We start from the raw sequence: 26054 nt of genomic DNA on the forward strand, positions 1-26054 counted from the left end.
CTCCAGCACCATTAAAAATCTGATGTGATGCGGAAATGACACAGGCCATCGCGCCTAAGACTTGCGGGAGACAAGCCGAATCGAAACCGCCCGCCATGCGAGGGTGCATGGCGGGCGGCGCATCGAACCGTCGTTGCGTGGGCAGCTATTCGGCTGCCGCTGCCCCCGCCCCGCCGACACGGCCGGTGCGCTCGAGCTTGCCCCAGCCGACCCACCAGCCGCCCAGCGCCGAGCTGATCGCCCGCAGCACGACCCAGTACATCAGCTGGCGGTAGACAAAGCGCTGCGCCACCAGCAGCAGCGCGGGATAGCGAATGCGCCGGCTGTTGAGGCGGTAGGCGATCCAGCCGCAGCCCACGTCGATGGCGGTAAAGGCTACCCAGTAGATTGCCATGGTGCCGACATCGCCGCGTGTCTGCTCCCAGCCATGCTGGGCGATCCGCACCGCGGTGGCGACGATCGCGGACACCAATGCCAGGTCGATCAGCGGCGATATGGCCGCGAATACGATCTGGAAAACCCAGGCCTGAGGCAGGCCGATCCAGGCAAGGCCCCGCGCATTCTTGTCGCGGTAGAGACCGCGATGCTTCCACAGGCACTGCAGCGTGCCGAACGCCCAGCGGTAGCGCTGCTTGGCGAGTGCCCTGAAGCTTTCCGGCGCCTCGGTCCACGCGACCGCATCGGGATCGTAGGTGACGCGCCAGCCGGCACGCTGGATGGCGATGGTGAGATCCTGGTCCTCGGCCAGCGTATCCTCCGGATAGCCGCCCACCGCGTCCAGCGCGGCGCGCCGCCAAGCGCCGACCGCGCCCGGCACTACCGTGATCGCGTTGAACCCGGCGAGCGCGCGCCGCTCCAGATTCTGTGCGGTCACATATTCCACCGCCTGCCAGCGGGTGACCAGGTTGACACGGTTGCCCACCTGGGCGCTGCCTGCGACCGCGCCGAGGTTCGGATCGATGAACCAGCGGGCGAGGCGACCGATTGTCTCGGGCTCGAACTGCGTGTCAGCGTCGAGCGCGATGATCACATCGCCCTTGGCCTGCTGCAGCGCGCGGTTGAGCGCGCCCGCCTTGCCGCCATTCTGCAGCGTGAGCAGCGTGACGCGCGGATCGTCGCCGAACGCGGCCGCGACAATCTCGCTCGTACGGTCCTTCGAACCGTCGTCGGCGACGATCAGTTCGATCGCCGGATAGTCGCTGGCAAGCACGCGGCGAACCGAAGCCTCGATCACTCGCTCCTCGTTATAGGCGGGGATGATCACCGAAACGCTGGGCGTGTAGACAGGCGGCGCGCCGCGCTCGCGACGGCGCTGGCGCAGCGCCAGGGCCGCGAGAATCACGGCACGGGCGATGCCCAGGGTGATCGCGACGAAGAACATCCAGCGGAGACCGGACGCTATCGCGGCAAGCGCCACGAAGATGGCAACGTCCGCCCGGACCGCCAGCAGGTCGTTGCCGCGGATCGGCGGCATCACCGCATCATAGGAAAGCCCGGCAAGCTTCGAGACGGGTACGAAGGTGTATCCGCGCGCCCGCAGCTCGCGGATGATGATCGGCAACGCTTCGACGGTCTGCTCGCGATTGCCGCCGCCATCGTGCAGCAGCACCACGTTGGTCGACTTGTCGGGGGCAGCACTCGCGACGTCACTGAGCACGCCCTGGATGATGGCATCGACACCGGGACGCTTCCAATCGTCCGGATCGACGTGCAGGCCGACCACGGTATAGCCCTGCTTCTGCGCGATCACGGCGGGATCGAGTTCATCCGGCGTGGTGGGCTCCGCGTCTCCGAAATAGGGTGCACGGAACAGCCGCATGCCGCGGCCGGTATAGGCCTGCACCAGCCGCTGCGTGGCGTTTAGTTCCAGGGCCGTGCTCGCCGCCGAGGTCGTAGCGAGGTTGGGATGCGTGTAGGTGTGGTTGCCCACCTCATGCCCCTCGGCCACCAGCCGGCGCAGCAGCAGCGGGTGCTGGAGGGCGTTCTCACCGATGATGAAGAACGTTGCCGGCACGTGCTCGGCCTTCAGGATGTCGAGGATGCGCGGCGTGTAGGTCGGGTCCGGCCCGTCGTCGAAGGTGAGCGCAATCTCGTTCTTCGAGGCGCCCGTCCGCATCACCACATAGGGGGTAGGCAGCACGGGATATTGCACGTCGCGGATCATATTGGCGGAATCGAAGCTGATCTCGCGCTTGCCCACCGTTGGCGTAGAGGTGACACGGAGGATCTCGCCCGGCCCTTCGACGTCGACATTGGTAGCGGGCACGATGCGGGTCAGATCCGGGGTGCCGCCATGCCGATAGGCGAGCAGCGCGGTCCACAGGCCGGCATCCTCGGTGCCGAGGCGCCATACCGCCACGCTGCCGATGCCCGCCGCGCGCACCGCCTGCAGCTGGTTCCAGCTGGCCGTTGCGTCGACCATCCACACCTCGTGGTGCTCGCCATTTTCGTCATAGGCGAAGGCGCTGTTGCCGCTGGCCTTGTCAAAGGTCACCGTGGCCGAGCTGTCGCGCGCTGCCGACCATGCTTCTTCAATGCTGAGCGGGTCGGTCTCCTTGCCGTGCCAGTCATAGGCATAGCTGGCCAGCGCCACGATCAGCTTGTCGTTTCCAACCTGCGCCTGCGCCCGCCGCAGTTCTTCGACGAACCAGGGTTGGGACGCGATCGGACCGGCGGTCCCACCCTGCCAATGCTCATCATAGTCCATCAGGATCACGCGATCGGTGACCGCGGCGAAGCGCTTCAGGTCCCAGGCCGTGTCGCCGGCGGGCACGGTGACCGCCAGCAGCTTGTTCTTCGGCATCGCCGTGTTGATCTGCGCGAGCAACTGGATGTAGCCCGGCAGCGCGCTGGCCGGCAGACTTTCAAAGTCCAGGACAAGACCGGCCTGGTTCTTCGAGGTGACATAGGCGGCAAGGTCGCGCGCCAGCTTGGTGCGGGCAGCGCGGTTTCCAAGCAGCGCGACGGTACCAGGCGTGTCCCAGGCCTCGTCCGACACATTCTGCACCATGGGCAGCACGCGCGCAGGGCGGCGTGCGCCGGCAAGGATGCTGTTGAACCTTGGATCGTCCAGCACCTGCATGTTGTGCTTCGGCCCCGTGACGGAGACGAGCGCAGGCACCACCCAGTTCAGATCACCGATATTGCGGCGAAGCGAGTCGGCGCTGGCAGGATCCCATGGCACGTAAAAGCCGACGGTGAGCGGTGCGCCGGGCCGCTTCGCGGTGCCGCCCGGCAGCCAGCGCTGCCGTCGCGATTCGCCGCGCGCACTCATCGAACGAAGCGCCGCCGGCTTGGCATTTTCCCACCGCACCGGCAAATCCTGCGCAGGCGGCACGTTGACGATAGTCGCCGCGAACACGACCGCTGCGAGCAGCACACCGCCGATCAGCGCAAAAACCGTGCGCAACGTCCAGCGCTTGCGGCTGCCGGTGGGATCGAAAAAGACGGGACGCGACATCAGCAGACTTTCGGAACGCGCGATTGTCCCGGCGCGGGTCGGGTCGCCGCCTTATAAGAGCCCGCATTAACCGATGCTATACTACGAAGGCTGGGTAGATTCCCTGATCTCGCATAGGCTCAGACGGCGCTGCTGAAGCGACTTGCTGCCGGCCCACGATAGCGGTCCATCGCGCTCGCGATCACCCTAGCATAGGGCAGCGCCTCGGGCGCGAGCAGCAGCACGCTGCCCTCCCACCGCACGAGCTTCAGCGCCGCGAACCGGGCGAGCCGCAAGGCGATCTCGCTACGTCCCGCGATGCCGCAAAGATCCGCGCGCCCCTGGCACAGCAACTCCTCGATGGCTGCCGCCCGCCATTGATCGTCCACCGATCGTCGCGCCCCACGCGATGCCGAAAACCGGCCGCTCGAAACTGCCATGTGCCAGCGGCCAGCATTTTTCTCGTTCTGCACGAGCAGGTCGGGAAACTGGCTGATCGCGCTCGCCCCCAGTCCGATCAGCACCTCTGCCTCGTCCTCGGTGAAGCCTTGGAAATTGCGCCGCAATCGCCCCTCGCGCACGGCAACGGCGATGGCGTCGTCTGGCTTGGCGAAATGGTCGAAGCCGATCGGCACATAACCAGCACGCCCCAGCCTGCCGTGGGCGAGCGCCGCCTGCGCGAAACGCGCCTCGGCATCGGGCAGCGCACTGGCATCGATCCGGCGCTGGCGCGGGATCAGATGCGGAACATGCGCATAGCCGAACACCGCGAGCCGATCAGCGCCGAGCGCGACGCTTTCGTCAAGCGAAGCCGCGAGCACGTCCGATGTCTGCCCTGGCAGGCCGTACATCAGGTCGAAGTTGATCGATTGGACGCCAGCGCCACGCAACAGCGCCACGCAAGCGGCGATCTCGCGCCGGGGCTGCACGCGGCCGATCGCCGCCTGGATGGCTTCATCGAAGGTCTGGACGCCTAGGCTGACGCGCGACACGCCGGCCGCCCCCAGCGCATCGGCCCAGCCCGCATCGAAACCGCGCGGGTCGACTTCCACCGAAAGCACCGGCGCCGTGACGTCGAACGCCGCCTTTACCTGCGCCACCAACCGCAGAAAGGCCGCTGGCGCGATCGCATTGGGACTGCCGCCGCCAAAGGCAATCCGCCCCACCCGCCCCCGCCCGTTCAGGCGGCGGGCAACAAGTTCGATTTCCTGCGACAGGCGCTCGAGATAGGCATCCAGCCGCGCGGCACGGTTGGCCGCACCGGTGTTGCATCCGCAATACCAGCATATCTCGCGGCAAAAGGGGATGTGTAGATAGAGCGACAGCTCGGCTTCCTGTTCCACCCGATCCAGCGCTGCCGCCATCTCGACGGAGCCGACCCCATCAACAAACTCCGCAGCGGTAGGGTAGCTGGTGTAACGCGGCACCGGCGTGGCGAGCAGATCGGGATGATAGGTCCACATGATCCTGCCGCATGGACCGCCGGCCACCGGGCGTCGCTTGGGAATATCCCGTATTCTTGCCGCGGATGCCGGACGCGCCTAGGTCCTGACGATGCAACTCGACGACCAGCTAGTCCGCTACTTCGGCACCGCCGATCTCGGCACCCTCACCCCGCCCGCGCTTGCCTCCGGTATTGAGCGGATGAAGGTCGATCTTGGCCTGGAGACCGATCGCCCCCGCCGCTTCGCGCTCTGGGCCCTGCTGTTCATGCTCGGTAGTGCGCCGGACCTCGACGTCGCCTTCGAGGACGAGGCGGATCGCGAAGCAGCCCGTAGCTTCATGGATCTATCCGATCGGCAGGACTGAGCCGATCGCTCCCTCCACAGAAAAACGGCGGACCTTTCGGTCCGCCGCCCCAGGTGTTGGGAGACATTTTTGTTTTAGAAGGTGAGGCGCGCACCCAGCGTGTAGGAACGGCCAATCGGATCGTAGATGGTCGGGAAGGTGTTGCCGCTGTTGTAGGACGTACCGCCAACGCCCGAACCGACGAGCGGCGGGTCCTTGTCCAGCAGATTGTTCACCGTCAGGTTGAGGCTGAAGTTCTTGGTGGGACGCACGCCGAACGACAGGTCGAAATAGTTGTACGCGGGGATACGGGCGAAGCGCGGCAGGATGCTGCCGACCGGATCCTCGAGGCTGACATGGCTGATGTGCGTCCACAGCAGCGATACGTCGAAGTTCGGGCGATCATAGGTCAGGCGACCATTCCAGCGCAGCTTGGCACGCGGGTTGGTGCAGCCACCGGCGCTGTAGCGGCCAGTGCAGTTACGATCGATCGAGTTCGGGTTTGCCTGGAAGCGATAATAATCGAGCCAGGTGCCGTTGAAGCCGATCGTGATTGCGCCGCTATCCTTGATGCCGATGTCGTCGAGCAGCACACGCTGGTTGACGCCGAGGTCGATGCCGGCGGTGCGGATCAGGCCCAGGTTCGAATAGCTCAGGATCACGCCCGGCGTTTCGCCCGCGCCGTTGAGCGTGCCGGTCAGCGGATTACGACCGATCAGCGCACAGAAGGCGTTGTTCGCGAAGCCCGGGTTCAGCGATGCGGAATAGCAGCCGTTCAGGATGTCTGCCTGCGCCGGCTGGGTGATCGCGTTCGAAACCTTGATCCGGAAATAATCGATCGTCGCCGAGAAGCCCTTCAGGAACGAAGGCGTGAAGACGCCGCCGAGCGTCAGGGTCTTGGCTTTTTCGACGTCCAGGTTGCGGTTGCCCGCGCTGGTGTTGTTGATCTGGCCCGAGCTCGGCTGCGGGATCGAACCGATCGTCCCTGCCGGTGCGCCGGTCGCGACGCAGAGTGCCGCCAGCGATGCATTGCTGGCCACCGCCGCGCCGGCACACGGGTCGACGGTCAGGTTGCCCAAGCCTTGGACAGGCGACTGGAACAGTTCCTGAATGTTGGGCGAGCGCACAGCCACCTGATAGGTGCCGCGGAACTTGAAGCCCGGTGCGGGCTCCCAGGTGCCGCCCGCCTTCCAGGTCGTGCTGCCGCCCGTGGTGGTGTAATCGGAGTAGCGGATGCCGCCTTCCGCCGTCAGCTTGTAGATGAAGGGCTGGTTCTCGACTAGCGGCGCGATCAACTCGCCGAACACTTCCTTCACGCTGTAGCGGCCGGTATCCGGGGGCGTGCGCGCGCCGGTGCCGAGCACCTCGCCCTGCACCTGCGACGGGCCGTCCGGCTGGCTGGCCGCAGTGATCTTGCGATATTCGCCGCCGACCGCGAACGCGATCTTGCTGGCGGCGAGCGGCGACGTGAAGAGGTCGCCCGAAACGCTACCGGTGACGACGGTCTGGCGCACCTTGCGGTTGATGATCGCGTCGAGGTTGACGAATGCGGCCTGCGCCGAGGTGATCGAGCCGTTGGGCCCGAACAGGTTGAGCGGTACGCAGCCGTTGCTGGTGTCGGCGCAACGAACGGTGCCGCTGGCATCGCGATAGGCGCGCAGGGCCTGCTGGACCTTGCTGAATGAGCCCCAGCGCTGGCGCGTCTGGTTCTGCGTCGTCTCGCCATATTGCGCCGAGATGTCGTACTTCAGGCCCGTGGTGATCTCCCCGCGGAAGCCACCCTGGACCTGGAACATCTGCGATTCGAACAGATTGCCGCGCGGACCAAACTCGGTGAAGCGGCGCTGGGCCACTACCGCGATCTCGCGATAGCCCGGTGTGCCCGGGCCGCCCTGCACGGCCGCGGCCGTGGCGCAGTCGGCTGCTGAAATCTTGCTTGCGGTGCACAGCTGGCTGCGGATGCCGCTGGGCAGATAAGGGTTGTTCAGGCCCAGCTGATAGGTGTTGTTGAACGTACCCGACGACGCGAGCTGGGTCGCGATCTGGTTCCTCGTGAACATGGCCGAGCCGTAGAACTCGATCGCATCCGTGATCTTGTAATAGCCCGCCGAATAGGCATTGATGCGGTCGAGCGGCGTCTGGAAATAGGTACCGATATTGGTGTTGTAGGTGTCGTTGGCCGTTGCCGACTGAAGCAGGCCCGTCGTCGGGTTCACCACCGCGCCGAAACTGCTGGCAGGCAAGCCGAGCGCTGCGTTGCTCGGGGCGCCGAAGATTGTCACGGCCGCAGTGGTTGAACCAGCGAACGCGCCGGTGGTCGAGCTGATCGGGACCTCGCTGACCTTGCGATCAAGGTGGAGCAGCGGATCGGCCTTGGTATAGCCTACACTGAACACCACGTTGCCGCGGCCATCGGCGAAGTTGCCGCCGACGACGAGATCGGCCTTGAAGCGCTGGCTGTCACCCCGTTCGGAAACGCGATAGCTTGCCGAGGCGTCGATGCCGGAAAAGTCACGACGGGTGATGAAGTTGACGACGCCCGCAACCGCGTCCGCGCCGTAGGTGGACGAGGCGCCGCCGGTGAACACTTCCACGCGCTGCAGAAGCGCCAGCGGGATGTTGTTCGTGTCGGTGAGGCCGTCAAGGCCGTAGGGGACGAGGCGACGGCCGTCGAGCAGCACCAGTGTGCGCTGCTCACCCATGCCGCGCAGGTTGAGCGTCGACGAGCCGTCCGAGCCGTTGTTGACGCCCGCGCCGATCGACGGACGGATTGCAGGCAGGTTGCGCAGCAGGTCGTCCGCAGTGCCCGGCTGGCGGAACTGAATTTCCTGCTGGCTGATCACGTTTACCGGGCTGGCCAGTTCGAGATCGGGTCGCGAAATGCGCGTGCCGGTGACGACGATCTCGCCAGCGGCTTCGGCCTGCGTCTCGCTCTCAGGGACGCTTTGTTGCTGCGCATAGGCTGGCGTTGCCAGACCAGCGACCAACATCGTCGACGCAAGTAGACAGGTTCGAAAGGCAGAAGACATCAAAAGCCCCTTTATTGGTAATTTTCTCCGCAGCTGGCGTAACTTTCGTGCGCCTTCGCATCGCCGCATGTCTGCACGTCGACGGCTGCTTAGCAATGGGTTGGACATGGACAGAAACAAAACGTCACACATGTGTTGCAATAATGCAATGGTGAGACGTTCGCGCACTTCCCTACGGGGCATTTGCCGCATGGGATGCAAGCCGGTACAGGCTTACGCCGATTGCGGCAGCGCCGACGCGGCAGCCGGAACAAGCCCGGCGCTCACGCGATGAGGCGTCGGAACAGGTAAACAGGGGATGTCAACATGGATGGTCCAGCCGATATCGGCGTGTCGCGACGGGGACTGCTGACGAGCGGCGCAGCCTGCGCTGCCGTGACGGCTCTGCCCGCAGGCGCCAGCAACAAGGAACCCCGCGCCCCAATGGAGACGCCCCCCACCCTGCCCGTGCAGTTGAAGATAAACGGCAAGCCGACCGAGTTGACCGTCGACACGCGCACCACGCTGCTCGACGCACTGCGCGAGCACCTGCATCTCACCGGTACCAAGAAGGGCTGCGATCATGGCCAGTGCGGTGCGTGCACCGTGATCGTCAACGGTCGCCGCATCAACAGCTGTCTCAGCCTGGCAGTGATGCACGACGGCGACAGCGTCACGACGATCGAAGGCCTGGGCACGCCCGAGGACCTGCACCCGATGCAGGCGGCCTTCGTGAAGCATGACGGCTATCAGTGCGGCTATTGCACGCCGGGGCAGATCTGCTCGGCGGTGGCGGTTCTCGACGAGATCAAGGCCGGCATCCCGAGCCATGTCGCCGCCGACGTCGCCGCCTCGCCCGCTTTCTCAGAAATGGAGATCCGCGAGCGGATGAGCGGCAACATCTGCCGCTGCGGCGCCTATTCCAACATCGTCGAGGCGATCCGCGAAGCCGCGGGGCGGAGGCAGGCATGAAGGCTTTTCACTATACCCGCGCGAGCAGCCCAGCCGACGCCGCCGCGCTCGCCGCCAACACCCCTGGCGCCAAGTTCATCGCCGGCGGCACCAACCTGCTCGACCTGATGAAGCTCGAGATCGAGACGCCGGCGCACCTGATCGACGTGAACAAGCTCGCGCTCGATCGAATCGAGGAAACGTCGGACGGCGGGCTTCGCATCGGCGCGCTGGTCCGCAACACCGATCTCGCCGCCGACAAGCGGGTACGCCGCGACTATGCGGTACTGACCCGCGCGATCGTCGCGGGCGCCTCGGGCCAGCTGCGCAACAAGGCGACCACCGCCGGCAACCTGCTCCAGCGCACCCGCTGCCCCTATTTCTACGACCCCAACCAGCCTTGCAACAAGCGCAAGCCCGGCAGCGGCTGCGCGGCGATCGGCGGATTCAGCCGCCAGCTCGCGGTGATCGGCACCAGCAAGGCGTGCATCGCCACCTATCCGGGCGACATGGCCATCGCGATGCGCCTGCTCGATGCAACCGTCGAGACGGTGAAGCCGGACGGTGCCACGCGCAAGATCGCCATCGCCGACTTCCACCGCCTGCCGGGCGACACGCCGCACATCGACAACACGCTGCAAACCGGCGAGCTGATCACCGCGGTTACCCTGCCCAAGCCGCTGGGCGGCAAGCATTTCTACCACAAGGTGCGCGACCGGGCGTCTTATGCCTTCGCGCTCGTCTCGGTGGCGGCGGTGGTGCAGAAGGACGGCACCGGCCGCGTCGCGTTCGGCGGCCTGGCGCACAAGCCGTGGCGGGTCGAAGCCGCCGAGGCCGCGCTCCCCAAGGGTGCCGCCGCGACTGCCAAGATCGCCTTTGCCGGCGCCACGCCGACGCACGACAACGCATTCAAGCTCCAGTTGGCCGAGCGCACACTCGCCGCGGTGCTGAGCGAAGCAAGGGGCTGAGCCATGAAGTTCGATACCCCCGCCACGACCAACCCGATCGACCGCCTCAAGGTGGTCGGCAAGGCCACCGACCGGATCGACGGTCCGCTCAAAACCACCGGCCGCGCACCCTATGCCTATGAGCGGCACGATGTCGCACCCGGCGCGGCCTATGGCTATGTGCTGGGCTCGGCGATCGCCAAGGGACGGATCACCGGCATGGACCTCAGCGCTGCCAAGGTCGCGCCGGGCGTGCTCGCGATCGTCACCGCCGAAAATGCCGGCAAGCTGACCAAGGGCAATTTCAATACCGCCAACCTGCTCGGCGGGCCCGAGATCGAACATTACCACCAGGCGATCGCGCTGGTGGTGGCCGAGACCTTCGAGCAGGCCCGCGCCGCCTCGTCGCTGATCCGCGTCGACTATGCGCGCGGCAAGGGCCGGTTCGATCTCGAAGCCGAGATGGGCAATGCGACGCTGCCCAAGGAAGGCTTTGGCGGTCCCGCGGAAAGCAAGGTCGGCAATTTCGACGGCGCCTTCAAAAGCGCGCCCGTCCAGCTCGACGCGCGCTACACCACGCCCGATCATTCGCACGCGATGATGGAGCCGCATGCCTCCACCGCCAAATGGGACGGTGACCAGTTGCTGCTCTGGACCTCGAACCAGATGATCAACTGGGGCAAGGGCGATGTGGCGCGGACGCTCGGCCTGCCCAAGGAGAAGGTGCGGCTGATGTCGCCCTATGTCGGTGGCGGGTTCGGCGGCAAGCTGTTCGTCCGCACCGATGCGATCCTTGCGGCGCTCGGCGCCAAGGCGGCGGGGCGGCCGGTGAAGGTGTCGCTCCAGCGCCCGCTGATCGCCAACAACACCACCCATCGCCCCGCGACGATCCAGCGCATCCGCATCGGCACCACCAAGGACGGCAAGATCACCGCGATCGGCCATGAGAGCTGGTCGGGCGACCTCCCCGGCGGCGGGCCCGAGACGGCGGTGAGCCAGACCCGCCTGCTCTATGCCGGCGAGAACCGGCTGACCGCGATGCGGCTGGCGGTGCTCGACCTGCCCGAGGGCAATGCGATGCGCGCGCCGGGCGAGGCCCCGGGCCTGATGGCGCTCGAAATCGCGATGGACGAGATGGCGGAGAAGCTGGGGATGGACCCGGTGGAATTCCGCGCGATCAACGACACCCAGGTCGATCCCGAAGCCGCCAACCGCCCCTTCTCGCAGCGCCAGCTGATCCAGTGCATGCGGATCGGCGCGGACAAGTTCGGCTGGGCCAAACGTGCCAAGGCGCCGGGTGCCATCCGGGAGGGCCGCTGGCTGATCGGCATGGGTATGGCCGCGGCATTCCGCAACAACCTCAACGGCAAGTCCGGCGCGCGGGTGCGGCTCGACGGCAAGGGCGTGGTCACGGTCGAGACCGACATGACCGACATCGGCACCGGCACCTACACCATCATCGCCCAGACCGCGGCGGAGATGATGGGCGTACCGCTGGAGACGGTGGTGGTGCGGCTGGGCGATTCCAGCTTCCCGGCCTCGGCGGGCTCGGGCGGGCAATGGGGCGCCAACAGCTCAACCGCTGGCGTCTATGCCGCCTGCGCGATGCTGCGCGACAAGGTGACCGCGGCGCTCGGCTTCAACTCGGCTGACGTGGTGTTCGAAGACGGCAAGGTCCGCGCAGGCAATCGCAGCGTCGCGCTGGCCGATGCGGCCAAGGGCGGCGAGCTCGTCGCCGAGGACTATATGGACTATGGCGACCTCGCCAAGAAGTACCAGCAATCGACCTTCGGCGCGCATTTCGTCGAAGTCGCGGTGGATGCCGCGACCGCCGAGGTACGGGTGCGCCGGATGCTCGCGGTGTGTGCGGCGGGGCGGATCCTCAACCCCAAGTCGGCGCGCAGCCAGGTGATCGGCGCGATGACGATGGGCGTCGGCTCGGCGCTGATGGAAGAACTCGCGGTCGACAAGCGCTTCGGCTTCTTCGTCAACCACGACCTCGCCGGCTACGAGGTGCCGGTCCATGCCGACATCCCGCACCAGGAAGTGATCTTCCTCGACGAGACCGATCCCACCACCTCGCCGATGAAAGCGAAGGGCGTGGGCGAGCTCGGCCTGTGCGGCGTCGGCGCGGCGGTGGCGAACGCCATCCACAATGCCTGCGGCGTGCGGGTGCGAGACTATCCGGTGACGCTGGACAAGCTGCTGCCGGGGATGCCGGCGTTCGTGTGATCTAGATCCTCCCCGTGCCGGGGAGGATCTTGGGGTAGCGCTCCCCTCCCTCCCTCGCTACAGCGCCCGCGACGGGGGTCAGGCTGAGGGAGTGCATGGACCACCACCGGACCACCCGCCGCGTCCGCGCGATCGTGCGCCGGCATGGCCCCACCGCGCAGATCTGGCGGCGCCGCGTCGCCTTTCTGGGCGGTGCGATCGTCGTTGGCGTCGTCGCCTTCGGTTTCGCGGAAGCCGCTGACTGGGCCGCGCGGCGATTTACCAGCCTTGAAAAGACCTGGTGGTGGCTCCCCCTCCTCCTCACCCCCGCTGGCTTCGCGCTGTTTGCCTGGGCCACCCGCCGCTTTGCCCCCGACGCCACCGGCTCGGGCATTCCGCAGGTGATGGCAGCGACGCGCGACCCCGACGACGCGATGACCAGCCTGACCTCCGCCAAGACGGTAGTACTGAAGCTGGTGCTCACCATCGGCGCGGTGCTGGTCGGCGCCTCGACCGGCCGCGAGGGGCCGACGGTGCAGGTCGCCGCCGCGATCATGGGCTATGCGCACCGGCTCGCGCGGGTGCCGATCCGCGCCTCGGTGTTCATCGCCGGCGGCGCGGCGGGGGTCGCGGCAGCGTTCAACACGCCACTCGCGGGCGTCGCTTTCGCGATCGAGGAACTCGCCGCCGCCTATGAGCAGCGCATGGCGGTGCTGGTGATGGCCGCGGTGCTGATCGCGGGCATGACCAGCCTCGGCATCGCCGGCGACTATGTCTATTTCGGCGCGATGCGCGACACGCTGCCGCTGCGCCAGGCGATCCTCGCCGCGCCCGTCGCGGGCGTGGTCGGCGGCCTCGCCGGCGGGCTGTTCGCGCGACTGATGCTCGCGGCGGGCGGATCGGACTGGCGGCCGCTGACCGCGGTGCGGCGCCACAAGCTCCTCTTCGCCGCGGCCTGCGGGCTGGTCGTGGCGGTGCTGGGCGTGACCACCGGGCTAACCTGGGGCACCGGCTATGACGCCGCGCGCAGCGCCATCACCAACGGCGCGATCCCCTGGTGGTACGCCCCGGCCAAGTTCGCGACGACGCTCGCCACCGCCATCGCCGGCATCCCCGGCGGCATCTTCGCGCCCTCGCTTTCGGTGGGCGCGGGCGTCGGCGATCTCGTGCGGCCGATGTTCCTCACCGCGCCGGGCGGGACGATCGTGCTGCTGGGCATGGTCGCCTATTTCACCGGCGTCGTCCGCGCGCCGCTGACCGCGGTAATCATCATCGCCGAAACCACCGCCAGCCGCGGGCTGATGCTGCCGCTGCTCGCCGCCGCGCTGATCGCCGACTTCACCGCGCAGATCGTCTCGAAGGAACGGCTGTACCACGGCCTGTCGCTGCGCTTCGGCACCACGCAGGTGCAGCATGAATCCGACCAATCGGGGAACGGATCGGTCCCGCGCGCGTAACGATCCTGTGGAGGCGCCCATCTGCTGGTGCCCCGATGAGGAGTTGCATGCCCGACCGGGACCCCGTTCTGCTGATGCCGCCCCCGGCGGATCTGCTCGATACTGCCAGCCTGTTCCTCGATTTCGACGGGACACTGGTTGAACTCGCCGACCGCCCGGACGGCGTGGTGGTCGCGCCCGTGCTGGTCGACCTGATCCGTGCGCTGGAAGAAAAGCTCGACGGCCGGCTGGCACTGGTCAGCGGCCGCCCGGCCGGGGATCTGGCGGACCTGTTCGGCGAGCGTGCGCCCTCCGTCGTGGGCAGCCACGGCATGGAATTCCGCTGGTCCGATGGTCGCCGCGAACAGGCCGAGCGCCCCGCCGGGCTAGTTGCGGCGCTGGACGCGATGCGCGCCTTCACCGAGAGCAACGACGGCGCGATCCTCGAAGACAAGCCGCTGGGCGCCGCCGTCCATTACCGGCTGAACCCGGCGCTCGAAGCCGACGCCATGGCGCTGGGCGAACAACTCGCCGCCGAGCACGGCCTCTATCTCCAGCACGGCAAGATGATGGTCGAGGTCCGCACCGCGGGCGGCGACAAGGGCAGCGCAATCCGCACGCTGATGGCCGACCCGCGCTTCGCCGCCGGCCGCCCCGTCTTCCTGGGCGACGACGTGACCGACGAGCCCGGCTTCTCCGCGGTCGCGCTGCTCGGCGGCGCGGGCGTGCTGGTCGGCGATCCCCGCCCCACCGATGCCCGCTACCGCATCGACGACGTGTCCGGCGTGCTTGCCTGGCTCACCACTGCCGCCGGAGTCCATGCATGACCAATCTCGATCTCTGGCCGATCGGCAATTGCCAGGTCAGCGCGCTGATCGATCGCAGCGGACGCTTCGTCTGGGGCTGCGTGCCCCGCGTCGACGGCGACCCGCTCTTCTCGGCGCTGGTCGGCGGCGAGGAACCGGATGCCGGCTATTGGGACATCGCCCTCGAAGGCGTCGTCTCGGTCGAGCAGCATTATCTGCGCAACACCCCGATCCTGGTCAGCCGCCACACCGATGCGGCCGGCAACGCGATCGAAGTCACCGATTTCTGCCCGCGCTTCTCGCGCCTCGGCCGCGTGTATCGCCCGGTCTCCTTCGCCCGCATCGTCAAGCCGGTGGCGGGCAGCCCGCGCATCCGCGTGAAGCTGCGCCCCACCTGCGGCTGGGGCAAGGGCTGCAAAACCCGCATCGGCGGCTCCAACCATCTCCGCTATCTTGTCGAGCCGATGACGCTGCGCCTCACCACCACCGCGCCGGTCGGGATGGTGGAAGAAGAGCGCGTGTTTCGCGTCGAGAAGCCGCTGCACTTCTTCCTAGGACCGGACGAGAGCTTCAGCGGCGACGTTGCCGAGACGGTCGACGACATGCTGCTCAACAGCATCGCCGAGTGGCAGCATTGGGTGCGCGGGCTCAACATCCCGCTAGAATGGCAGGAGGTGGTGATCCGCTCAGCCATTACCCTCAAGCTGTGCCAGCACGAGGAGACCGGCGCGATCGTCGCCGCGCTCACCACGTCGATCCCCGAACATGCCGGCTCGCAGCGCAACTGGGACTATCGCTACTGCTGGATCCGCGACGCCTATTACACGGTGCAGGCGCTCAACCGGCTGGGCGCGCTCGACGTGCTGGAGACCTATCTCGGCTATCTGCGCAACATCGTCGACGATGCCCGCGCCGAGCCGCGCGGCGGCCATATCCAGCCGCTGTACGGCGTGCTGGGCGAGCCGACGCTGATGGAGCGCGAGGCGCCCGACCTTGCCGGCTATCGCGGCATGGGCCCGGTGCGCGTGGGCAACCAAGCCTATGAGCAGGTCCAGCACGACGCCTATGGCCAGATCGTCCTGTCCAACGTCCAGGCCTTCTTCGACCAGCGGCTCTATCGCATCGCCAGCGTCGAGGACTTCGAGTCGCTGGAGCGCGTCGGCGAACGCGCCTGGCAATATCACGACTCCCCCGATGCCGGGCTGTGGGAGCTGCGGACGCGCCAAAGCGTCCACACCTATTCGGTGGCGATGTGCTGGGCGGCGTGCGACCGGCTCGCCAATGCCGCGCATGTTCTGGGCCTCGAGGAGCGCCGCGACTTCTGGCAGAATCGCGCCGACACGATCCGCACGACGATCTTCGACAAGGCCTGGCGCGAGGAGACCGACCGCTTCTCCGCCACCTTCTCGGGCGACGATCTCGACGCCAGCCTGCTCCAGCTGCTGGAGATGCGATTCCTGGCGCCCGACGATCCCCGCTTCGTCTCGACGCTGAAGGCGGTGGAAGCGGGCCTGCGCCGCGGCTCGACCATGCTGCGCTACGATACCGAGGATGATTTCGGCCTGCCCGAAACCGCCTTCAACTTCTGTACGTTCTGGTTGATCGAAGCGCTGCACATCACCGGCCGCACCGACGAAGCGCGCGCCCTGTTCGACGAGATGCTCACCCGGCGCACCGCCGCCGGCCTGCTCTCCGAGGACATCGACCCCGTGACCGGGGAATTGTGGGGCAATTATCCCCAGACCTACTCGCTGGTCGGCATGATCAATTGTGCCGTCCTGCTGAGCAAACCCTGGAGTTCGATCCGTTGAGCCGCCTTATCGTCATCTCGAACCGCGTCACCGCGCCCAACGGCTCCAACTCCGGCGCCCAAGGGGGTCTGGCCGTGGCGCTCGCCGCGGCGCTGCGCGAAAATGGCGGCATCTGGTTCGGCTGGTCCGGCGAGCAGACCGACCAGTTCACCGGCCAGATCAGCATGCAGCGCAATGAGGGGGTGACCACCGCCACGGTCGACCTCGAAGAGCAGGACATCGACGAATATTATAACGGCTATGCGAACCGCACGCTGTGGCCGCTCTTTCACTACCGCATCGACCTCGCCGAATATGAGCGCGGCTTCGCGGGCGGCTATCAGCGCGTCAACGAGCGCTTCGCCGAGACCGTGCGGCCCTTGATCGAGCCGGACGACGTCGTCTGGGTGCAGGACTATCACATGTTCCCGCTCGGCCAGGAATTGCGCCGTCGCGGTTGCAAGAACCGGATCGGCTTCTTCCTCCACATCCCCTGGCCGCCGCGCCGCCTGCTCTCCAGCCTGCCCAAGGCGCACGAGCTGATCGAGACGCTGTTCGCCTATGACGTGATCGGCTTCCACACCCAGGAATGGATGGAGAGCTTCATCGACTTCGCCCGCGCCGAGATGGAAGCGGTGGTCCAGCCCGACGGCGTGCTGCGCATCGGCTTGAAAAGCGTGAAGCTGGTCGCCTGCCCGATCGGGATCGACGCCAAGGAGTTCGCGGCGCTGGCCGAAAGCGACTCCGCGCGCGAGACGTTCGAGCAGATGCGCACCAGCTCGGTCGGCCGCTCGCTGATCGTCGGCGTCGACCGGCTCGATTACTCCAAGGGGCTGGAGGAGCGGTTCCTCGGATACGAGCGCTTCCTCACCACCTACCCTGAGCAGCGCAAGGAAGTGTATCTGCTCCAGATCGCGCCGCCCTCGCGGGCGACGGTGGAGACCTATCAGCGCATCCGCAACACGCTGGAAGGCCTGTCGGGCAAGATCAACGGCGCGCATGCCGATCTCGACTGGGTGCCGCTGCGCTACGTCAACCAGGGCTATCCGCGCGACGTGCTCGCGGGCGTGTACCGCGCCGCGAAAATCGGCCTGGTCACGCCCTTGCGCGACGGGATGAACCTGGTGGCCAAGGAATATGTCGCGGCGCAGGACCCCAAGGATCCGGGCGTGCTGATCCTGTCCAAATTCGCCGGCGCGGCGATCCAGATGGAGCAGGCGCTGCTGGTCAATCCCTATAGCGCCGAGGAAGTATCCGACGCGATCTGCCAGGCGCTCAACATGTCGCTGGAAGAGCGGATTGAGCGCTGGCAGGCGCTGAAGGCCGGCGTCGACGAGCAGGACGTGATGTGGTGGCTCAAGAAGTTCACCGACGAGCTCAGAAGCGTGCCGATGGAGACGGAGACGCGGCTTCCGGTCGAGGCGTAATGCCGAGGCGCGGCGCCAGGAACCGATCGGACCCCAAGCTTCGTCATCCCGGCGAAAGCCGGGATCCATTGGGGTCTCCGTCAAGGCTCCTGCTGCGGCCGAGCGGCGACTGGATCCCGGCTTTCGCCGGGATGACGACTCTAGGATAAGGAGTCGCTCTCCATGCGCGGTGGCCTAAACTCCAGCAGCCCACGGTTGCGGACGAGTGCCTCAGGCATCTCCGCGCGAATATAGGCGAGCAGCCCCTCGCGGATGTCGCAGCGCAGGTCGAAGGCGGTCGAGGCATCCTTGGCCGTCATCAGCCCGCGCACCTCGATCGCCTCGGGCTTGGTGTCCGTGACCTGAAGGTTGCAGAAACGGCCGTCCCAGCGGGGGTTCGCCTGGACCAGTTCCTCCAGCTTGGCGCGCAGCCGGGGGATATCGGCGGCAGGATCGAGATACCAGAACACGCTGCCGAGCAGCTGGCTGGTCTCGCGCGTCCAGTTCTGGAAAGGTTTCTCCAGGAACTGCGACACCGGAACAACCAGCCGGCGCTCGTCCCACAGGCGGACAACGACATAGGTCAGGCGGATATCCTCGATCCGCCCCCACTCCCCCTCCACGATAACGACATCGTCGAGTCGGATCGGCTCGGAAAACGCCATCTGAATACCGGCGATGAGGTTCTTGAGCGCGGGCTGGGCGGCGGCACCCACCGCCAGGGCGGCGAGGCCGGCGGAGGCGATCAGGGTCACACCGATGCTGCGCACGCTGGGGATGCTCATCAGCATCAGGCAGAACGTGATCGCGAGAATCACGAACACCACGATCCGGTGCAGGATCGAGGCGCGAGTCCGCCGCCGACGCGCGCGGAGATTGTCCGCGACGGTCACGTCCGCGCGCAGCAGCACCCAGTCGAACACGACGCCGAGCAGCGCCACGAGCATCCAGCCGATCAGGCCCGGTACCAGCAGGCCCGCGGCCTGCGCCCAGGCCCGGGTCCCGCTCGCCCCCAGGTCGAGCCCCGGCTGAACGAAGGAAAGCGCGATCGCCACCAGCAGCCAACGCCCCGGTCGGCAAAGACGGCGGATGACGATATCGTCGAGCTGCCCCTTGGTGTGCGCCGCCGCACGCGCCGCCAGAGTGACCGCGAGGCGATGGACCAGCAGCGCTACCGCGATCGCTGCCGAGATCAGCGCAATACTCGTCACCCAGCCGGGAAGATCGGCGATCAACCGCTCCACATCATGCTCCTGTCGTTATGGCCAAGCCGACCCAACGGAAGCATCCGGCGGAGAGTTCCGGTACTGCTGCATCGAGATGCGGGGCCTGGCCAAGCAGTGGCTACGTTGCGGCGGATGCAAGTGCCGCGTCCCCCAGCGACACACACCGTGACTTCTACGGAATGGCCCCGAACGGCGATCCGTACGACATTCGCATTGCAGCAAACACAATATCAGAACGAGATCGGGTCGATGTCCATCCCGCACGAGGCGCCCCTCGCCAACCATTTTCGAAACCGGGCCGAACAGGAGCGCGATCGGGCGACTCGCGCGCCCAATGAGCGCCATAAGCGGCTGCATCTCGAACTCGCCGCGATCTTCGAGCGCCGTGCTGCCGGAGAGCCGATGTAGTCGGCGGAAAGCAAAAGGCCGGACGATCCCTTGTCAGGATCGCCCGGCTTTCCGGAAAGGTGGGGCGGTCGCGATGCGGCCGCCCCTTTTCGTTGATCTTCAATCGAGGACCGTCAGGTCCGAGGCTGGGTCCGAGTGAAACTCGTGCCAGATACCGTTCAGGACGGCGACGGACACGGCCAGGCAGACACCCAGGATCCACGCGAAATACCACATGGTCGTACTCCTCAGTAGAAGTCGGGGTTGAGGCGAACCTCTTCCCCCGTGACGCGGCCGAACATCACCTTGTAGACCCAGGCGGTGTAGGCCAGCACGATCGGCAGGAAGACCAGCACGCAGCCCAGCATGATGAACAGCGTGAGGTGGCTCGACGAGGCGTTCCACGCCGTGAGGCTGGAGGCCGGGTCGATCGAGCTCGGCAGGATGAACGGGAACATCGACAGGCCGACGGTCGCGATGATGCCGACATTGGCGATCGACGAACCCGCGAACACCAGTGCGCCCTTTCGGCCACGAATGCCGATCAGTGCCAGAACCGGACCCAGGAAGCCGAGCACCGGGGCGATCAGCATCCACGGATAAGTGCCGTAGTTCGCCAGCCAGGCGCCAGGCGCCTTCACCGTCGCGATCAGGTGCGGATTGGACGGACCGTTGGGATCGATCGCGCCGACCAGCCGGTAGCCCATGTCCCCATAGGCAACGAACGCACCACCGACCGCGAACAGAAGGATCGCGAGGACCGCCGCAACGGTGCCGAAGCGCTGCGCGCGCTCGACCACGACGCCTTCGGCCTTCAGGCTGAGCCAGCCGGCGCCGTGCAGCACGAGCATCGCCACCGAGAGCAGGCCGGTGATCAGGCTGAAGGGCGTGAACAGGCCGAGCAGCGTGCCTTCGTAGAAGGAGCGCAGATCGCTATCGAGACGGAAGGGCGCGCCGAGCAGCACGTTGCCCACCGCGACGCCGAACACCAGCGCCGGCACGAAGCCGCCGACGAACAGTGCCCAGTCCCAGCGGGCCCGCCAGCCGGCATCGGCATGCTTGGAGCGATACTTGAAGCCGACCGGGCGCAGGATCAGCGCCGACAGCACCAGGAACATCGCAAGGTAGAAGCCCGAAAAGCTGACCGCGTACACGAACGGCCAGGCGGCGAAGATGGCGCCGCCACCCAGGATGAACCACACCTGGTTGCCTTCCCAGGTCGGGCCGACGGTGTTGATCACCATGCGGCGCTCTTCATCATTGCGGCCCACGAACGGCAGCAATGCTGCCGTTCCCAGGTCGAAGCCGTCGGTCAGTGAAAAGCCGATCAGCAGCACTCCCAGCAGCGCCCACCAGATGAGGCGCAGGATCTCATAATCGAGCGGGATGGACATGTTCTTTCTCCTTGCTCGCGCTCATTCCGCAGGAACGGCGTGGAGCGGCCGCGGATCGGGCACCGTAGGCACCTGGTCGTGGCGGGGTTTCCAGGGCTCGTAGGTCTCGGGCCCGTGCTTGATGCTGTAGAGCATCAGGCGCAGTTCGATGATCGCCATGCAGCCATAGATCGCGGTGAAGCCGATGATCGTGGTCCAGAGCGCCGGCACCGTCAGGCTCGACGTCGCCAGGAACGTCGGCAGCACGCCGTCGACCGCCCAAGGCTGACGCCCCACTTCGGCTACGACCCAGCCGAATTCGATCGCGACCCAGGGAAGCGGGATGATCCACATCGCCGTCCGCAGGAACCACTTGCGATGGAAGCGGCGCGTATTGGCGTAGTAGAGCGCAGCGGTGAAGAAGGCGATGAAGAAGAAGCCGAGACCCGCCATGCCGCGGAACAGCCAGAACACGGCCGGGACGTTGGGAACGGTCGACCAGGCGGCCCGATCCTTCTGCGCTTCGGTGGCCTGACGCGGATCTGCGACCCAGCGCTTGAGCAACAAGGCATAGCCCAGATCGTTCTTGGCGGCTTCGAACTTCGCCCGTGCGGCGACGTTCTTGTGGTCGGTCTTCAGCGTCTGCAGCGCATCATAGGCAGTAAGGCCATTCTCGATGCGGAGCCGGGCCTTGCCCACCAGCGGGTAGATGCCTTCCACCTGGCCGGTCAGGCTACGCGTACCGATCAGGCCGAGCACATAGGGCACCTTGACCTGAAAATAGGTCTCGCGGCCCTGATTGGAGGGGAAGCCTACCACAGTGATGCCAGCCGGTGCCGCTTCGGTGTGCCATTCGGCCTCGATCGCGGCGAGCTTCATCTTCTGGTTGTCGGTCAGCGCGTAGCCGCTCTCGTCGCCGAGCACGACCACCGACAGCGAGGCCGCAAGGCCGAACGCCGCCGCTACCGCAAAGCTGCGCTTGGCCAGTTCCAGATGGCGCCCACGCAGCAGATAATAGGCCGAGATGCCGAGGACGAACACACTGGCGCAGACATAGCCAGCGCTGACCGTATGGACGAACTTCGCCTGGGCGACGGGATTGAACACCACCGCCATGAAGTCGGTGACTTCCATGCGCATCGTATCAGCGTTGAACGCCGCGCCCGCCGGATGCTGCATCCAGCCGTTCGCCACGAGGATCCACAGCGCGGACACATTGGTGCCAAGCGCGGTGAGGAAGGTCACCATCAGGTGCTGGCGCTTCGACAGGCGATCCCAGCCGAAGAACATCAGGCCGACGAAGGTGGCTTCGAGGAAAAAGGCCATCAGGCCCTCGATCGCCAGCGGCGCCCCGAAAATGTCACCCACATAATGCGAGTAATAGGACCAGTTGGTCCCGAATTCGAATTCCATCGTCAGCCCGGTCGCGACACCGAGGACGAAGTTGATGCCAAATAGTTTGGCCCAGAAACGGGTGATGTCCCTCCAGATCGGGCGATCGGTGACGACATAGACGCTTTCGGTAATGACGAGCATCACCGAAAGGCCCAGCGTCAACGGCACGAACAGGAAGTGGTACATCGCTGTCAGCGCGAATTGCAGGCGCGACAGCTCTACGACTGCCATATCCATAGTTGTGTCCTCAGCAAAGAGCCGGTGGTGGCGGCCTAGGCTTTGGTGTGGGCTGCGCCTATGCGGAACATCCCCTATTCCTGCCGAGCGTAGAACAAGGCTTTAGACGTAGCGGATATGACCCTTCAGAAGCAGGCCGGGCTCGCCTGGATCATCGACTTGGGCGGAGCGGCATTGTTCGCCTGGGGCATTGCGGACGGTGTCGCCGCCGCGGCTGCGGGCCACGCAGTGCCTCCGGCCGCCTATACGGCGATGCTCGGCGGCGGGCTGGTGCGCGCGGCCACGGCCTGGGGGGTGCCGATGCTCGCGGTGCGCGGGGCGCAGGCGACGACCGGGCCGCTCCGCGCCACGCTTGCGCAACGGCTGCTCGGCAGCGGTGCCGCGCCTTCGAGCGGGCAGTCGGCGGTGCTCGCGATCGACCACGTCGCCACGATCGAGGGCTATGAGACGCGCTTCGTCCCGGCACGGATGGCAGCCGCCGCTGCCCCGCTGGTGGCAGTGGCGATCATCGCCTGCGCCAGCCTCGTCGCGGCGGGCATCCTGCTCGGCACGCTGGTCCCCTTCATCTTCGGTATGATCCTCGCTGGCACGGCGGCAAAGCGCGCCTCCGAGCGCCAGCTGGAGGCGCTGGGAGATTTGTCGGACCTGTTCGTCGATCGGGTGCGCACGCTGCCGATCCTCCGCCACTTCGGCGCCGAGGAGCGCGTCGCGCGGCAGGTAGGCGCGGCGACCCGCGAAGTCGCCGCCCGGACCGTGGAGGTGTTGCGCGTCGCCTTCCTGTCCAGCGCGGTGCTGGAGTTCTTCTCTGCGCTCGCGGTGGCGCTGGTGGCGGTCTATTGCGGGTTCAGCCTGCTGGGGCTGCTCCCCTTCCCCGATCCGGAGACGCTGACCTTGCGCGAGGCGTTCTTCGCTCTGGCGATGGCGCCGGAATTCTACCTGCCAATGCGCCGGCTGGCGGCGGCCTATCACGACAAGCAACTCGGCGAAGCGGCGCGGACCGCAATCGCATCGGTGCCGGAACTGCCGCCCCCTGCTGCCGCCCCCGCCGTTTTCGCGGGGGTGGAAGCGCGCGATGTGCTCATTGCCTGGCCGGGGCGAGCAGTGGGGCCCGCGAACATCTCGATCGGCACCACCGGCCTGGTGGCGCTGACCGGACCGACCGGCAGCGGCAAGACCAGCCTGCTCGCCGCGATTGCCGGACAGCTAAGTCCCCGCTCGGGCGTGCTGACTTCGGTGGCTGCGAACCACATCGCCTGGGCAGCGCAACACCCGTTGATCCTGCCAGGAACCCTGCGCGACAATCTTGCGCTCGCCGCGCCAACCGCGACCGATGGCGATATCCTAGCGGCGATCGCGCGTGTCGGCCTTTCGCCCATGCTCGCGGGGCGCGGTGCCGGGCTGGACCTGCCGCTCGACCATCGCGGTTCGGGCCTGTCGGGCGGCGAGCGCCGCCGCCTGGGGCTTGCCCGGGCGCTGCTGGCGGACCGGCCGCTGCTGCTCGCCGACGAACCCACCGCCGATCTCGACGACCGCAGTGCCGCCGCGATCACTGCCCTGCTTCGCATCGTGGCGATCGAGCGCGCAGTGATCGTCGCCACCCATGACCCACGCCTGATCGCCGCCGCCGATGCCGAGGTGACGCTGTGAACCCCTTCCCCCTCGCCGCCCCGGAACGTCGCATTCTGCGCCAGGCGCTCGCCTGCGCCGCCATCGGCGGGCTCGCCGCAATCCTTCTGCTCGCGCTGTCCGGCTGGTTTCTCACCGGCGCGGCGATTGCCGGCGCGAGCGGCGCGGCGGCTGTCGCCGCGTTCAATTATTTGATCCCGAGCGCCGCCATCCGCGGCCTCGCCATCCTGCGCACCGGCGGCCGCTATGGCGAACGGCTGCTGTCTCACCAGGCCGCGCTGACCGCCATGGCAGATCTGCGCGGGCGCCTGTTCGGCAAGCTGGCCGCGCAGGATAGCCGCACCGCGCCGGACCTTGCAGGTGGCGACGCGAGCGCACGGTTGATCGGCGACATCGAAGCGCTGGAGGATCTGGTTGTCCGCCGCCCCAGCCGCCCGGCAAGCCTCGCGGCTGCGTGCTTCGCCGTGGCGCTGGTGGCGCTCGCCGGCTGGAAAGCCGCGCTGGCGCTGGCGATGCTGCTGGCTGCCCTGCCCCCGCTACTGATCCTCGCCGCCCGCCGCCTCACCAGCGGCCCGTCGGCGGACGCCGCGGAGGCGCTGGGCGCGCTGCGTACCGCCTTTGTCGACTATGCAGCGGCGCGGCCCGAAATCATCGCCTATGGTCTGGCCGGCCGCGTGTCGGAAACGATTGCGGAGCTTGCACGCCCGCTCGACCGTGCCCGCGCGGCACTGGCGCGAGGCGAGGGCGCGGTGGCCGGGCTGCTCGCCTTCTACGGCACGCTTGCCGCAGCGCTGGTATTCGCACTGGCCGAAGGCGGCGCGCCGATCCGCGCACTGGCGCTGCTCGCCGCCGCCGCCTCGGTGGAAGCGATGGCCGCCTTTGCCCGCACCGCATTGCGGCAGGCGAGCGTGGAGCACGGACTTGCCCGCCTCGCAACCCTCGCAGAACTGCCGGGAGACCTCGTGCATAGAGCGTCTGAGAGCGTGACGGCGCGGCCGATCACCATCGGCGTGCACCGGCTGCTCTCCGGCGCGCGCATCGCGATCACCGGCGTTTCGGGCACCGGCAAGACCCGCCTGATCGAGGCGTTGGCCGGCCTACGTTCGCCCGTGCACCCGCTCCTCCTTGATGAGACGCCGATCGATGCCTGCCCCGCTGAGGAATTGCGCGGGCAATTCGCACTGGCGCCGCAGGACGCGGTGCTGATCGCCGGCTCTATTGCTGACAATCTTCGTGTCGCTCGCCCCGGCATCACGGAGCCGGCGATGTGGGAAGCCCTGCACATCGCCTGTCTCGACAGTACGGTTGCGGCGATGCCGGGCAGACTGGACACATCGGTGGCAGAGGCGGGCGGCACCCTCTCGGGTGGCGAACGCAAGCGCCTGTCCCTCGCCCGCGCCCTGCTCGCCGAAAGGCCGTGGCTGCTGCTGGACGAGCCCAGCGAAGGCCTGGACGCCGCGACCGAGGCGGAACTCGTCCGCCGCCTGCGGGCGTGGCTCGACCAGACAGGCACTGGGCTGGTGCTCGTCTCACATCGACACGGGCCGCTTGAGCTCGCCGCGGAAAGGGTCGACATCGCCGCACTTTGAGCGCGATGATATGTTGAAACATGCGCGATGCTGCAGTACGGCAACGGGAATGCGCTTGTTCCGCGTGTCTGGTCTCCTCATCCGGCTGCTGCCGGCACTGCTGCTGGCGTTCGCGCTATGCTGGCAGGCGGGGATCGTGCGCGCGCACGTTCACGAATCCGCGGGTTGGCGCACGCTGGCGGGTGCCCATCACGCGCCCAAGCAGAATGACGACGATCAGGACTGCCCGCTCTGCGACGAAGTGGCGGCGGCTGGCGCCTATCTCGCCTCGGCGCCCCCCGCGCTGGTGCTGCCCTCGCCTGCAGCCGAATGGCGGGAGGCCCTTGCCGCCGATCCGGCACCACGACCGCTCCGCTCCCACGACTGGCGCAGCCGCGCCCCACCCGCACTCCGCGCCTGAATAACGATGTGCGCCGCCGTCATGGGCGGCGCTTCCCAG

Annotated in this window: 19 protein-coding genes; 12 read left to right on the top strand and 7 right to left on the bottom strand. The window is 67.0% G+C overall.

Going from position 1 to position 26054, the window contains the following annotated elements:
• Window positions 1–145 precede the first annotated feature (145 nt).
• Both A7X12_RS24700 and hemN read right to left on the bottom strand, forming a co-directional pair.
• The gene (locus tag A7X12_RS24700) at window positions 146–3460 is read right to left on the bottom strand and encodes a glycosyltransferase (RefSeq protein WP_064314063.1); all 3315 of its coding nucleotides are present in this window, start codon (window positions 3458–3460) and stop codon (window positions 146–148) included.
• A 119-nt stretch (window positions 3461–3579) separates the two neighbouring features.
• Complete coding sequence (gene hemN / locus A7X12_RS24705) at window positions 3580–4902, bottom strand: oxygen-independent coproporphyrinogen III oxidase (protein WP_064314064.1); 1323 nt, start codon at window positions 4900–4902, stop codon at window positions 3580–3582.
• A gap of 91 nt (window positions 4903–4993) precedes the next feature.
• Here hemN and A7X12_RS24710 point away from each other — a divergent pair, with 91 nt between their 5' ends.
• Window positions 4994–5248, top strand: coding sequence for a hypothetical protein (locus A7X12_RS24710; protein WP_064314065.1), 255 nt, complete (start codon window positions 4994–4996; stop codon window positions 5246–5248).
• A gap of 74 nt (window positions 5249–5322) precedes the next feature.
• Here the strand turns inward: A7X12_RS24710 and A7X12_RS24715 are convergent, their stop codons facing one another.
• Window positions 5323–8217, bottom strand: a complete 2895-nt coding sequence (locus tag A7X12_RS24715) for a TonB-dependent receptor domain-containing protein (RefSeq protein ID WP_232318683.1) — start codon at window positions 8215–8217, stop codon at window positions 5323–5325.
• 345 nt (window positions 8218–8562) lie between these two features.
• Here A7X12_RS24715 and paoA point away from each other — a divergent pair, with 345 nt between their 5' ends.
• The 7 genes from paoA to A7X12_RS24750 all read left to right on the top strand — a co-directional run bounded on the left by paoA (window position 8563) and on the right by A7X12_RS24750 (window position 17803).
• The gene (paoA, locus tag A7X12_RS24720) at window positions 8563–9207 is read left to right on the top strand and encodes an aldehyde dehydrogenase iron-sulfur subunit PaoA (RefSeq protein ID WP_064314067.1); all 645 of its coding nucleotides are present in this window, start codon (window positions 8563–8565) and stop codon (window positions 9205–9207) included.
• On the top strand, window positions 9204–10154 hold the full coding sequence (locus A7X12_RS24725) for an FAD binding domain-containing protein (RefSeq protein ID WP_064314068.1): 951 nt from the start codon (window positions 9204–9206) through the stop codon (window positions 10152–10154). The genes paoA and A7X12_RS24725 overlap by 4 nt, the downstream gene beginning before the upstream one ends.
• Before the next feature lie 3 nt (window positions 10155–10157).
• Window positions 10158–12365, top strand: coding sequence for an aldehyde oxidoreductase molybdenum-binding subunit PaoC (gene paoC / locus A7X12_RS24730; protein ID WP_064314069.1), 2208 nt, complete (start codon window positions 10158–10160; stop codon window positions 12363–12365).
• A gap of 95 nt (window positions 12366–12460) precedes the next feature.
• Window positions 12461–13801: a chloride channel protein gene (locus tag A7X12_RS24735; RefSeq protein ID WP_064314070.1), complete on the top strand. Its 1341-nt coding sequence runs from the start codon at window positions 12461–12463 to the stop codon at window positions 13799–13801.
• Between the two features lie 47 nt (window positions 13802–13848).
• A complete protein-coding gene (gene otsB / locus A7X12_RS24740) occupies window positions 13849–14607 on the top strand; it encodes a trehalose-phosphatase (protein ID WP_064314071.1) in 759 nt (252 codons plus the stop codon).
• Window positions 14604–16397, top strand: coding sequence for a glycoside hydrolase family 15 protein (locus A7X12_RS24745; RefSeq protein WP_064314072.1), 1794 nt, complete (start codon window positions 14604–14606; stop codon window positions 16395–16397). The genes otsB and A7X12_RS24745 overlap by 4 nt, the downstream gene beginning before the upstream one ends.
• A complete protein-coding gene (locus A7X12_RS24750; protein ID WP_064314073.1) occupies window positions 16394–17803 on the top strand; it encodes an alpha,alpha-trehalose-phosphate synthase (UDP-forming) in 1410 nt (469 codons plus the stop codon). The genes A7X12_RS24745 and A7X12_RS24750 overlap by 4 nt, the downstream gene beginning before the upstream one ends.
• Window positions 17804–17943: 140 nt before the next feature.
• Here A7X12_RS24750 and A7X12_RS24755 read toward each other — a convergent pair whose 3' ends face one another.
• On the bottom strand, window positions 17944–19026 hold the full coding sequence (locus A7X12_RS24755; protein ID WP_084446097.1) for a mechanosensitive ion channel family protein: 1083 nt from the start codon (window positions 19024–19026) through the stop codon (window positions 17944–17946).
• A gap of 231 nt (window positions 19027–19257) precedes the next feature.
• Between A7X12_RS24755 and A7X12_RS24760 the strand changes: the two genes are divergently transcribed.
• Window positions 19258–19416: a hypothetical protein gene (locus A7X12_RS24760; RefSeq protein ID WP_157105721.1), complete on the top strand. Its 159-nt coding sequence runs from the start codon at window positions 19258–19260 to the stop codon at window positions 19414–19416.
• A gap of 99 nt (window positions 19417–19515) precedes the next feature.
• Here A7X12_RS24760 and cydX read toward each other — a convergent pair whose 3' ends face one another.
• Genes cydX through A7X12_RS24775 form a run of 3 tightly spaced genes read right to left on the bottom strand, consistent with a single transcriptional unit; the run spans window position 19516 to window position 22400 of the window.
• The gene (gene cydX / locus A7X12_RS24765) at window positions 19516–19632 is read right to left on the bottom strand and encodes a cytochrome bd-I oxidase subunit CydX (RefSeq protein ID WP_064314075.1); all 117 of its coding nucleotides are present in this window, start codon (window positions 19630–19632) and stop codon (window positions 19516–19518) included.
• 11 nt (window positions 19633–19643) lie between these two features.
• Window positions 19644–20789 (bottom strand): cytochrome d ubiquinol oxidase subunit II, encoded by a 1146-nt coding sequence (gene cydB / locus A7X12_RS24770; protein ID WP_064314076.1) that lies wholly within the window; start codon window positions 20787–20789, stop codon window positions 19644–19646.
• A gap of 21 nt (window positions 20790–20810) precedes the next feature.
• On the bottom strand, window positions 20811–22400 hold the full coding sequence (locus tag A7X12_RS24775) for a cytochrome ubiquinol oxidase subunit I (RefSeq protein ID WP_064314077.1): 1590 nt from the start codon (window positions 22398–22400) through the stop codon (window positions 20811–20813).
• A 117-nt stretch (window positions 22401–22517) separates the two neighbouring features.
• On the opposite strand from A7X12_RS24775, the gene A7X12_RS24780 reads away from it, so the two are divergent.
• From A7X12_RS24780 to A7X12_RS24790, 3 genes are all read left to right on the top strand, one after another.
• The gene (locus A7X12_RS24780) at window positions 22518–24047 is read left to right on the top strand and encodes an ABC transporter ATP-binding protein/permease (protein ID WP_064314078.1); all 1530 of its coding nucleotides are present in this window, start codon (window positions 22518–22520) and stop codon (window positions 24045–24047) included.
• A complete protein-coding gene (locus tag A7X12_RS24785) occupies window positions 24044–25615 on the top strand; it encodes an ATP-binding cassette domain-containing protein (RefSeq protein WP_064314079.1) in 1572 nt (523 codons plus the stop codon). The genes A7X12_RS24780 and A7X12_RS24785 overlap by 4 nt, the downstream gene beginning before the upstream one ends.
• Before the next feature lie 64 nt (window positions 25616–25679).
• The gene (locus A7X12_RS24790; protein WP_232318684.1) at window positions 25680–26015 is read left to right on the top strand and encodes a DUF2946 family protein; all 336 of its coding nucleotides are present in this window, start codon (window positions 25680–25682) and stop codon (window positions 26013–26015) included.
• Window positions 26016–26054: the final 39 nt, after the last annotated feature.

Source organism: Sphingomonas sp. TDK1 (assembly GCF_001650735.1).
Lineage (GTDB): Bacteria > Pseudomonadota > Alphaproteobacteria > Sphingomonadales > Sphingomonadaceae > Sphingomonas.

What these genes read in the sequence shown, in the direction of transcription:
- A7X12_RS24700 (WP_064314063.1), bottom strand. Translation starts at nt 3,460, where the DNA reads ATGTCGCGTCCCGTCTTTTTCGATCCCACCGGCAGCCGCAAGCGCTGG.
- hemN (WP_064314064.1), bottom strand. Translation starts at nt 4,902, where the DNA reads ATGTGGACCTATCATCCCGATCTGCTCGCCACGCCGGTGCCGCGTTAC.
- A7X12_RS24710 (WP_064314065.1), top strand. Translation starts at nt 4,994, where the DNA reads ATGCAACTCGACGACCAGCTAGTCCGCTACTTCGGCACCGCCGATCTC.
- A7X12_RS24715 (WP_232318683.1), bottom strand. Translation starts at nt 8,217, where the DNA reads ATGTTGGTCGCTGGTCTGGCAACGCCAGCCTATGCGCAGCAACAAAGC.
- paoA (WP_064314067.1), top strand. Translation starts at nt 8,563, where the DNA reads ATGGATGGTCCAGCCGATATCGGCGTGTCGCGACGGGGACTGCTGACG.
- A7X12_RS24725 (WP_064314068.1), top strand. Translation starts at nt 9,204, where the DNA reads ATGAAGGCTTTTCACTATACCCGCGCGAGCAGCCCAGCCGACGCCGCC.
- paoC (WP_064314069.1), top strand. Translation starts at nt 10,158, where the DNA reads ATGAAGTTCGATACCCCCGCCACGACCAACCCGATCGACCGCCTCAAG.
- A7X12_RS24735 (WP_064314070.1), top strand. Translation starts at nt 12,461, where the DNA reads ATGGACCACCACCGGACCACCCGCCGCGTCCGCGCGATCGTGCGCCGG.
- otsB (WP_064314071.1), top strand. Translation starts at nt 13,849, where the DNA reads ATGCCCGACCGGGACCCCGTTCTGCTGATGCCGCCCCCGGCGGATCTG.
- A7X12_RS24745 (WP_064314072.1), top strand. Translation starts at nt 14,604, where the DNA reads ATGACCAATCTCGATCTCTGGCCGATCGGCAATTGCCAGGTCAGCGCG.
- A7X12_RS24760 (WP_157105721.1), top strand. Translation starts at nt 19,258, where the DNA reads ATGTCCATCCCGCACGAGGCGCCCCTCGCCAACCATTTTCGAAACCGG.
- cydX (WP_064314075.1), bottom strand. Translation starts at nt 19,632, where the DNA reads ATGTGGTATTTCGCGTGGATCCTGGGTGTCTGCCTGGCCGTGTCCGTC.
- cydB (WP_064314076.1), bottom strand. Translation starts at nt 20,789, where the DNA reads ATGTCCATCCCGCTCGATTATGAGATCCTGCGCCTCATCTGGTGGGCG.
- A7X12_RS24775 (WP_064314077.1), bottom strand. Translation starts at nt 22,400, where the DNA reads ATGGATATGGCAGTCGTAGAGCTGTCGCGCCTGCAATTCGCGCTGACA.
- A7X12_RS24780 (WP_064314078.1), top strand. Translation starts at nt 22,518, where the DNA reads ATGACCCTTCAGAAGCAGGCCGGGCTCGCCTGGATCATCGACTTGGGC.